Annotated in this window: 15 protein-coding genes and 1 pseudogene; 12 read left to right on the top strand and 4 right to left on the bottom strand. The window is 36.9% G+C overall.

The window, feature by feature from the left end:
* A partial coding sequence (locus LUCIF_RS26290; protein ID WP_207858285.1) for a hypothetical protein occupies window positions 1-369 on the top strand: 369 nt, incomplete at its 5' end.
* 48 nt (window positions 370-417) lie between these two features.
* Window positions 418-711 carry a hypothetical protein gene (locus LUCIF_RS22085; RefSeq protein ID WP_122630001.1) on the top strand — a complete coding sequence of 98 codons (294 nt, stop codon included), beginning with the start codon at window positions 418-420 and terminating at the stop codon, window positions 709-711.
* Window positions 712-855: 144 nt separating this feature from the next.
* On the opposite strand, the gene LUCIF_RS26285 is transcribed toward LUCIF_RS22085, so the two are convergent.
* Window positions 856-1,032, bottom strand: coding sequence for a BTB/POZ domain-containing protein (locus tag LUCIF_RS26285; RefSeq protein ID WP_165866117.1), 177 nt, complete (start codon window positions 1,030-1,032; stop codon window positions 856-858).
* 139 nt (window positions 1,033-1,171) lie between these two features.
* Between LUCIF_RS26285 and LUCIF_RS22080 the strand changes: the two genes are divergently transcribed.
* The 4 genes from LUCIF_RS22080 (at window position 1,172) to LUCIF_RS22060 (ending at window position 4,172) form a co-directional block, all read left to right on the top strand.
* Window positions 1,172-1,342 carry a ribbon-helix-helix domain-containing protein gene (locus tag LUCIF_RS22080; protein WP_122630000.1) on the top strand — a complete coding sequence of 57 codons (171 nt, stop codon included), beginning with the start codon at window positions 1,172-1,174 and terminating at the stop codon, window positions 1,340-1,342.
* A gap of 493 nt (window positions 1,343-1,835) precedes the next feature.
* On the top strand, window positions 1,836-2,237 hold the full coding sequence (locus LUCIF_RS22070; RefSeq protein WP_122629998.1) for a type IV pilus modification PilV family protein: 402 nt from the start codon (window positions 1,836-1,838) through the stop codon (window positions 2,235-2,237).
* Between the two features lie 11 nt (window positions 2,238-2,248).
* Entirely contained in the window at window positions 2,249-2,779 is a 531-nt protein-coding gene (locus LUCIF_RS22065) for a PulJ/GspJ family protein (RefSeq protein WP_122629997.1), read from the top strand.
* 16 nt (window positions 2,780-2,795) lie between these two features.
* On the top strand, window positions 2,796-4,172 hold the full coding sequence (locus LUCIF_RS22060; RefSeq protein ID WP_122629996.1) for an autotransporter outer membrane beta-barrel domain-containing protein: 1,377 nt from the start codon (window positions 2,796-2,798) through the stop codon (window positions 4,170-4,172).
* Between the two features lie 22 nt (window positions 4,173-4,194).
* On the opposite strand, the gene LUCIF_RS22055 is transcribed toward LUCIF_RS22060, so the two are convergent.
* Window positions 4,195-4,605 carry a helix-turn-helix domain-containing protein gene (locus tag LUCIF_RS22055; RefSeq protein WP_122630003.1) on the bottom strand — a complete coding sequence of 137 codons (411 nt, stop codon included), beginning with the start codon at window positions 4,603-4,605 and terminating at the stop codon, window positions 4,195-4,197.
* Window positions 4,606-4,664: 59 nt separating this feature from the next.
* Between LUCIF_RS22055 and LUCIF_RS27100 the strand changes: the two are divergent.
* The 5 genes and pseudogenes from LUCIF_RS27100 to LUCIF_RS22035 form a co-directional block, all read left to right on the top strand.
* Window positions 4,665-4,790, top strand: a pseudogene (locus LUCIF_RS27100) (ATP-binding protein); the annotation flags it as partial.
* A gap of 12 nt (window positions 4,791-4,802) precedes the next feature.
* Window positions 4,803-5,132 carry a magnesium chelatase subunit ChlI family protein gene (locus LUCIF_RS22050; RefSeq protein WP_279386982.1) on the top strand — a complete coding sequence of 110 codons (330 nt, stop codon included), beginning with the start codon at window positions 4,803-4,805 and terminating at the stop codon, window positions 5,130-5,132.
* 233 nt (window positions 5,133-5,365) lie between these two features.
* Window positions 5,366-5,620 (top strand): immunity 53 family protein, encoded by a 255-nt coding sequence (locus LUCIF_RS22045; RefSeq protein WP_207858275.1) that lies wholly within the window; start codon window positions 5,366-5,368, stop codon window positions 5,618-5,620.
* Between the two features lie 292 nt (window positions 5,621-5,912).
* A complete protein-coding gene (locus tag LUCIF_RS22040; protein WP_122629995.1) occupies window positions 5,913-6,143 on the top strand; it encodes a hypothetical protein in 231 nt (76 codons plus the stop codon).
* A 159-nt stretch (window positions 6,144-6,302) separates the two neighbouring features.
* A complete protein-coding gene (locus LUCIF_RS22035; protein WP_122629994.1) occupies window positions 6,303-6,836 on the top strand; it encodes a DJ-1/PfpI family protein in 534 nt (177 codons plus the stop codon).
* Between the two features lie 331 nt (window positions 6,837-7,167).
* On the opposite strand, the gene LUCIF_RS22030 is transcribed toward LUCIF_RS22035, so the two are convergent.
* Window positions 7,168-8,106 (bottom strand): CPBP family intramembrane glutamic endopeptidase, encoded by a 939-nt coding sequence (locus LUCIF_RS22030; protein ID WP_122629993.1) that lies wholly within the window; start codon window positions 8,104-8,106, stop codon window positions 7,168-7,170.
* A gap of 511 nt (window positions 8,107-8,617) precedes the next feature.
* Window positions 8,618-9,166, bottom strand: a complete 549-nt coding sequence (locus tag LUCIF_RS22020) for a hypothetical protein (RefSeq protein ID WP_165866116.1) — start codon at window positions 9,164-9,166, stop codon at window positions 8,618-8,620.
* A gap of 29 nt (window positions 9,167-9,195) precedes the next feature.
* Between LUCIF_RS22020 and LUCIF_RS22015 the strand changes: the two genes are divergently transcribed.
* On the top strand, window positions 9,196-9,511 hold a 316-nt coding region (locus LUCIF_RS22015), incomplete at its 3' end, for a helix-turn-helix domain-containing protein (protein WP_207858272.1).

Below are 9,511 nucleotides of genomic sequence, written 5' to 3'. Positions count from 1 at the left end.
ACAAGTAGTGATAATGCGAAATTTGAACCAAGAGTTTCATTGAGCGAAGTAAACGGTTTGTCAGATACTGATGTAGTAAATCGGTTATTTATACTCTATTTAGATCATTTCAAGGAAAAATCCATATTTAATGGAGAAAAAATAGTAGCTTACAAAGATGTTAAGGCCCGAAAGGTGCCCCATGTAAATGGCTATGGCGATCTTTATAGTGTATCATATTCCGTACAAGAAACTTTTTGGGGTTCTTATTGGGAAGCAGGAAACGGGCATATTGCAGAAGATTCTTGGATATTAGGAAAATCCTTTGTGGTTGAACTCACCAAAGAAAATGGAGAAGCTAAGTTGAGAATAATAGGAACAGGCTTATAGAACGAAAAAGTCAGCGAATTTTATAATTTATTAAGGTGAGATATTGTTATGAATTATAATATTAATGATTTTTTAAATGAGATAAATATTGTAATTTATGAAGTGGAAGAAGAGCTTTTGGATCGCCAAAAAGGGGTTCCGGGAGAAGGTAGTATAAAACAGCTAGAAAGCATAAAAAGTGAATTAGAGAAAATAAGAAATCAAGCTCAAAATAACGTGCTGCCGCCAAAAGATAAGAGATATACTGCATTTTCAAGATGCGTAGTCGATGAATGGAATTTTAATTCAGTTCTTGGGGCTAAGCTATGTGATTTAGCGGAAAAGTACAAGAGTAAAATATAATAAAACCAAGGTCTATCCCCCGATTTGCGGGGGATTTTTTTATGTAAGAAAAGCCTGGCTCTAATGGCCAATCTTTATGCTGGTTTTCTTTTATAAGGGTCTCGTCGACAAAATGCCCGAAGGACAAAGCCGTTTTACCGTACACTAAGGATTGACGACTTTATTAGCGTCCTTTTCATTTTTAACAAAAGCTCCTGCATTAATCAGGTCAATTATAGTTTGGTATGCTTTTCTTGCTCCAACAGAATACATATCATTGGGGTATTGAGATGAACTAGCTTTCATTGCATACAACCAGTCCAGCAGTAATTGTGTATCCAAACTAAACCATCTCCTATCTGTATAGTTAAAGATAAAATTACTCATAATATACACTACATAGTCACTATGTGCAACCAATTACATTAATATAGTTTATCAAATACACTATAAATACAGTATATATATTGGAGGAAATACAATGGCCGAACCATATTTAAAATATAGAACCAGGTTCACCTCGTCGTTAAAAAATGAATTAGTAAAAGAATTTGATGAATTGGCAAAAGTAACTCGTATACCAAAAAGTAGATTACTTGACGAAGCGATTGAGGATTTACTTAAAAAACATAAAAAATCTTTAAAAGAGTGAGCAACTAGCCTCCAAACTACTGCATGGATCCGCATGCGAGATCCACAGCATGATAAAAATGTGGAAAGATTTACGCAAAAAAATACCTGCCTTTGGCAGGTTATTTATTTGTTAATTATCATACAACTTTCTGCAAAAAGGCAGGGGATTTTCATATTACAGCAGAAATAACCGAAATAAAATGATTTTGCGGGTGATATAAATTGAATACTTCAATTTTTGTAATGGTAATTATCTTATTGATTGTTGCAATTGCATCAATATTTATCTATCATATTCGAAAAAATAAAGACCTTATTACTCCTTATTTTTACTTGGCAATAGCAAAATTTTGGTTGTACTATTTCTTCTTGATGTTTGCGATTCTTTACCCCAGTACAAATAATTTATGGATTGGTTTACGTTTTTTAATCATACCCATTTGCGGTATTGAATGCATCCAGAACGGAATTCGAGTATATGAGTTGTATTTAGAGAGGAAGCAAAAGGGAGTATGGTAAAATCGCAAAAAGGCTTTTTGCTGATAGATGTTCTTATTGGAATGCTGATTCTTACTATTGCTCTTGTTAGTTTGGCATATGCCTATACACAATCTGTTAGGACATCTATGGGATCAAGAAATTACAATCAAGCCGTTTATTTGGCGCAAAAAACTCTTGAAGGGCTGAAAACTCAGGATGGAAGTAATGCTTTTTCACTTCCAGCATCAATTGCACCTATTACAAGTAATGGTGTTCAATATACCATTTCGCTTTCTGAAAATGGTGGTAGTATGTCTGAACCATTAGATGCTAATGTTATTCCTGTACAAGTTACAGTAAAATGGAGTGAACCTAGCTCCACAGTACAACGCTCGGTTAGTATTGAAAACTATTATTATTACAAGAAGCAATAGGCGGAATTGAGATGAATTTAAAAAATAGTAAGGGTTTTTCTCTAATTGAATTGCTTGTTGGTATGGCGCTGCTCTCGATTATTTTAGCCGGCATTGGTGAAATTCTTTCTTCATCAATAAGTGCCTATCAATATTCAATGGAACAGGGAACTAATGCGAATAATTTAAGGGATGTCCTTGCCCAAATCACGCATGAGATTCGTTATGCAACCAGTATTACAAATCCAGCATTTGTCGCTAGCTCGAAAAATACTGCAAATAGAATTGATTATACAATTGTAGTAAATGGTGTAACTGAAACTCATACCATCAGTGTCGGTACTGGTACGGATGCACATACATTGCTAATTAATCATAATAACGGCACAATACAGAGGTTTGCCATAAATAGAATTCCGTCTTCAGCATCAATAATATTTACCCGCGATGATACTAGCAAAAGGAAGATAACTGTCAGCCTAACTTTGCAAGACCAAGCGGCTCAGAATGCACCCGTAACAACAATGACAACTGATGTAGTAACATTACTTGATCTTCCTTAACTGTGAGGTGGCTTATTTGCTTAGAAACCAAAAAGGATTTGCGACTGTTTTGGCGGTTGGTGTAATGGTATTTCTCAGCCTCATGATTATGGCATTAATGCCAATGCTGACAGCGGCAATACACTTTAATTCAATAAATCGAGATGGTATAGAAGCGCAATATGCCGCTGAAGCAGGAGCAAAAAGAGCATTCGCGGGGTTTATGAATGCAGATACAGATTGGTCCTGGATAGGTCCTAATAATCCTCGACCATTTACTAATGCAACAAAAACGTATGAAGTTAGTATTCCTGGTATTACTAATGGGTCTGCGCCTGCTACTGGTAATTACACAATTACATCCGTAGGAAAAGTCGGGAACGAAACAAGAAAAGTCTTGGTAAATGTTACTTATACATCAGGTGGTGGCGGTGGCAGTAATGTATTCAAGTATGCAACTTTTTCAGTGGGGACTATGACTGTTAATCAGCCGCAAATAAATGGCGATATTGCATCAAATGGTAAAATTATTGTTAACAGTAGTACCCCAAATACTGTTAACGGTACAGCTTATTGCAATCAACACACTATTTATACACCCTCTGCTGTCAGTAGCGGTTTTCAATCGTTAACTGACAATGGCAATTTAGACGTTAATTCGTTAATGTTGTCGATGCCTAATATAACAGAAAGCGGAACAAATATTACATCCACTTGGGCAAATGGTGAATGGTACAATGGCACCTATACTCTATCTGATTCTGCTTACTATTATGATGGCAATTACGGGATGTATAGTTACAATTACAGTGTTTCCGAAGGGCAATCTGTGACAATTTATGTTAATGGGGATTTAAACTTAGGCAAGAATATTACCGGTGATAATATAACAATTTACAGTACGGGAAATATTACCTTTAATGGTGGTTCTATTGAAGGTTCTTCCAATGCAAATATAAAAATATACGCCCAAGGAACTATTACCCTTAATAGTGGTTCAAATATAATAGGTGGTAATGTTACAGTATTGGCAAATAATTCTGGGAAAGCATACAATGCTATTGCGTTTAATGGTGGGTCAATAAACAGTACTTTAGAAAATGCAGTATCCAAAGTATATGCTAATGGGAATTGCGCCCTTAATGATGTTTCTGTAATTAGTGGAAAGGGAACGGGAATGTTAATGGCTACTGGCGATGTAAGTTTAAATGGAGGTTCGGCACCGCAAACTGTAATTATTGCTGGGGGAAATGTTGCCGGCAATAGTGGTTCAAAAGTTGCCGGTATATATGCGGATGGTATACTAAATATGAATGGTGCAACGGTTAATTACAATTCTTCCGTGATACAGACCTTAGGTATAGGCGGGGGAGGGGCACCTACTTTTAACATAAATTCGTATAGCGACCATTAGGGAACATTAAAATATGTAAATTTTATTGCAAGATTTCGAGGTAGGGAGCTAATATCTTCATTGATTTTATAGTTGGGCTACATTTACCACGCTCCCAAAGTCTTACCGTTTTTTCATTGGTGCCGATTTTAGCGGCGAACTCCGATTTGGTCAACCTATGGATGAGTCGCGCTTTCCTGATGCGCTCGGCAAGAGTACTTTCCGGTAGCAGGTCGAAGCAACCTAAAAATGCGATAGTTTGTTTTAAAATTGGCGCTAACTTTCTAAGGGTCTCTATCTCAACAGTTTGAGCCCGGCCATTCTCAATTCGGCTGATAGTGCCTGTACAAAGACCGGTTCCATGGGCTACATCAACAATATCAAGACCAATTTCAAAGCGGGCCCAGCGGATTCTTTCTCCGGGTGTATTGCCGCAGTTTTCGTTTTCTGGCATTACTTTTTTATGTACGGTGAAAGTCATGGCAGTCGAGGTATTCTCTTCACGGTTGTCCGTGCGGTTTTTTAACTGACCCGGCCAAAGAGTGCACTTGCAGTCAGCAGGAAATCCGCCGCTATGCAAAAAAAATATCCGGGCCGTTATTGGACCGGATTGATATTCACGTTCATGTTCCCCGTCTGGAATACAGTGAAATGGTCAGCAATCAAACTGCCGAGTCGTCCGCGGTTATCCGCCGGCGGGTGGAAGAAGCACGGGCAATCCAATATCGCCGTTTGAGTTCGTATGGTCTTTATTGTAATTCCCAGATGGGTCACAAGCAGTTAAAAAGTATCTGCGCTATGACCCGTGATGCACAAGACCTGATGCGACAGGCTTTTACAAAGATGAATTTAAGTGCCAGAGGATATGACCGTATTGTCAAAGTAGCGCGAACTATTGCCGATCTTGCCGGAAGTGAAAAGATAAATGGACAACACATAGCGGAAGCAATTCATTTTCGTAATAATTTACGGGTAGTTTAAAAAAGATAATATATTGAGTTAGTTGTTGCTGGTCAGGCTGTTGCAACATGGGCTTCTGATACTGGGACTTGGGTTGCGAATGAGACGAGCAATGCGCGGGATTCTTTTGTTCTTTGGGGTAAAAGAGGTTCAAATAGTTTGGAATGATGAAAAAAATGCTTCTGGGCAGATGCTCCTGGTGGAGTGAGAAAGCCTGATCCAGATGAAATTCCGGGAGAAGAAGATTGCGTTATATGAACTTAAAGTGGTTGGAAGCTTGGTATAAGAACAATTGTAATGGCTCTTGGGAACACTCTTATGGCATAAGAATTGATACATTAGATAATCCAGGATGGGGAATCCGTATTGATTTGGTTGATACTGAACTTAAAAATAAATTCTTCGAGTCATTAAAAATTGAGCGGTCTAAGGATGACTGGGTTCATTGTAAAGTTAGTGACTATGTTTCCAAGGGGCAGGAGGAACAGAGAATCTCGAAGAAATATTAGAAATTTTTATGAACTGGGCTACTAATTAGATATAATAGTGTCAATCATAAAAATAAGCGAAGTATTCTCATAGCAGAAATTCATTAGTTGATGGATTTAAATTTTATGAAGAAGATGGAACTTGGTTTTGTTGTTTTTTGGAACGCGGGATAATTTTTGATGAAAAGATTTTTACTAATTATGATGAAGGACTAGAATATATTGTCAAAATGTTACTCAAATTATCGGGAACAGGAATATATACATAACCTAGAAATGGTGAAAGTGTTAGAAAGCAAGGGAGGGGCTAGCATTGGATAAATCAGAGCAATTTTGCGAGAATGAAAGATATTGTCCTGCCCTTAACAGAAAAATTAGTGATGGGTTATGCTGGGAATATTACTTTGCGGGTAGAGGTGGCCCGAAGGATACAATGGTAGAGCTGTCTAATTGGATTAGCAAAAGCAAAAAATACAAAGATATTGGAGCAGCATTTCACGAAATATGTGAAGCATGTAAATACGGCAAGCCAGTTGAAAATTGAGCCATTTTAGCCGGTTTAATTTTGAGCCACCGGTTGGAAAAATCGGCGAATAGGTGGTTCTACATTAATTCCAATTATTACGAAATAATATTACGAATTTTAGCATCCTTATAAAGAAAAACGCTCAGAACTTACAAAATATGCGAGGAGAGGGCTCCAATGGAAAATATCGCAACAGGGAAAAGCGTTTATGTGCTTGTCTTCGACGGTATGGCTGATTGGGAGCCGGTAATTGCCCTTTGTGAGATAAGAAGGCGAGCGAATCTTCTGGTCGTTACCGTCGGTTTCTCTAATGAACCGATTACGACCATGGATGGGCTGAAAGTATTGCCTGACATCACGTTGGATGAGCTTAACCCGGAAAAAGCAATGTTGGTGATCTTGCCTGGCGGCGAGATGTGGCAGAAGAAAAATCCGATATATAAAAAATATTTTGATGGTATTCAGTCGCTTGAGAATTTGCTGATAGAGTTTCATCGAAAAGGAGTGCCGATCGGGTCGCTTTGCGGTAGTACAATAATTATGGCCCGGGCCGGTTTGTTAAAAGGGGTAAAACATACTAGCAACGGACCGGGCTTCCTTGAACAATTTGTGCCGGATTATGCCGGCAAGTCCGACTATGTCGAAGTCTTCGCGGTTCGTGACGGAACAATTATAACAGCGGCGGGTTCAGGCTCGGTCAAGTTTGCCTAAAGGTTATTGAGCTTCTAGAAATCTATCCAGAATCGCAGAGGGAAGAATGGTATCAGGATTTCAGGTTTGGCAAGGGAAACTTCAGAGTATTGCCCAGGATATAATAGTTGGCCTTGTCGATAACTGATGGATTGATACATGATTGTTAGCCTGACGGAAGAGCAAGGGAAAGCTTTATCTATTGTAAAATAAAACTACCCAACATTTTTAAATAACATACAAAATTTAGCAGGATACTATGAAGAAAACGCCCATAACTTACATTTAGTAGGTTATGGGTATTGTTGCTTTTATAAGCATTCCAAGTGCCGGAATATGTGTCATTCTTTAATTACCGAACAAACACAGCTGCTAATATGTTATTTATTATGTGAATAAGAATTGGGGCCAGTATAGTTTTTTCTTGATCATAAACTAAGAGGCATATAAGGGAAAGGACAATATGCCATGAATTCGATAATTCCATATGTGCTGCATAAAAGACGACTGTCACAATGATATACGATAGCTCTTTACCATACTTTTTTAAATATCCGTATAAAAAACCTCTATAAAATAGTTCTTCAAATATAGGATAAAAGAAGGCTGATACTATAAATATAGTAGTATTAATATGGGTAAAATCTAATCTCCTTTTGAAAATAATTGTAGTTAATAAAAGTATAAAGAGACAGGACAATCTAAATGAATTAGATTTAAGTATTTGGCGAATTTTATTTATCCCATAATGAACGACAACGTAGATATTAGGAACTAATGTAGCTTTATTATAGTAATAAACTAAGATGATAGGTGTATATATTAGTCCCGATATAATGGCTGTCATGTCTACAGATAGATTGAATGGGATAAGCAAAGGCGCTTCTCCGAAATATAATAAAACAGCATATACAATGTCTAAGAATCGAAAACTTCGATGGTGCTGATAATATTCCAGCAAGTTATCCGTATCATTATTCAAAGCAAGAATATCGATAGTGTTATCATTTGTTTCATTAATTTTTCCTAGACAATATTTTTCCCAAGGTTCTAGCAAATCTTTAACCCTTGCAGCAGGCTTTAATTTTCTACAAACGGTAATCAGATTAATAGCTTCTTCGCACTTTTCTTGCATTACCACAATTCTCATTTTCCAGAAGTTGGCCGTAAAATCGGATTTATTTATTAGTAAGGCTTTAGCTAATAAATTATTTGATTCTGTATAATTTTGTGCCTTATAGCAAGCAATTGCGGAAAGCAAGAGTTTTCCAAAATTAACTGCTGGAATCATGGTATGTCCTCCTATGAATAAGAATATTAATTTAACTATATACGATTCCTGGAAATTTTCAACAGTAAATGCTAAGCCCCGTACCCAAAATACGAGGCTTAGCTACGTCTAAAAAGATATGTTAATGATACTATTATTGGAATATCTACAATTATTGTTTCCGTAATTAGTCATTGGATTGGTCACGATAAAATCTAGGCTAGAGGCTTCATTTCCATTAATAATTAAGGAAACATTCCAGGATCCATACATTTTTTTGTATTCGATCTGCGCCATTTTAATAAAGGACTCGAACCGATGACAGATACTATTTGCAGCAACTCTAAATTTTTTCTTGTGATGAAATAAAACTTGTGTCTTATACTTCCAAACGGTCTCTATTGTAAATTCTGAATTTGGTTCCAAGTTATCTAATATAACTAAGCTAACTATAAATGGATCTGCTAAAGTAAATTGAGTGGTTTTAGAAATGGGAACGCCACTCTTTGTAAAATTCTTGCAAAGAATAAAATTATAATTGGCCATCGACATTGCCACTATCTCCACTATCATCATATGTCATATCTGCAGGAATATAAATCGATCCATTTATGACTCCTTTATTTTTTAAGATTCCATCAACTATTATTGATTCTCCGTCTATAGTTCCTTCATTATAAATCTCTCCTGTATTTGCGAGAATTCCTTCAGTATTACCTGCTGATTTTATGCTTATGGTTCCGTAATTTTCAAGGGATCCACTATTAGTTAAAGACCCTGAATCAATACTAAAGGTTCCGGAATTTTCAATACTCCCATTGTTGATTAGTGATTTTGAATTAATATCTAGGTTTTTAGAATTATCAAGGTAACCATAGTTAATTAATGACCCAGAATCGGTATCTATGATTCCTGAATTTGCGATATATCCAAAATTAGTTAGTGATTCGGAAGATATAGTCAGAGTTCCGGAATTATCAAAATATCCGACTATGTGTAAAAGAGAATTATTATATAATTTGAGATTATCACCGTCAATATTTAAGTATTTTGAGGTGTGTTTAACTTGTGATAATGTCACCTTGTAGATTATCGCGATAAAATGTCACTATGAACAACGAGGTGCATTATCAATTGTCCCAAAAACAACTAAACAGGTACACCATATTGCAAAAGCTTGTTGACGGAGATTTTACCCTTGCACAGGCTGCATCTAGTCTAGGCTTAAGCAATCGCCAGGTAATCAGATTAAAGAAAGGATTTATCCAGGAAGGGCCTGCGGTTCTGATTCACAAGAACACGAATTGCAAGCCTGCTCATGCACTCGGTGACGAGCTCGCGGCTAAAATCATTTCTCTCAAACAGTCCGAGCTGTACCGGGATGCTAACTTCCTACACTTTCAGGAACTACTTTCACGTCACGAAA

The organism is Allolucifera butyrica (assembly GCF_900476375.1).
GTDB classification, from domain to species: domain Bacteria; phylum Bacillota; class Negativicutes; order Sporomusales; family UPPP01; genus Lucifera; species Lucifera butyrica.
Note: the sequence above shows the minus strand (reverse complement) of the source record. Positions and strands in the feature narration are given on the sequence as shown.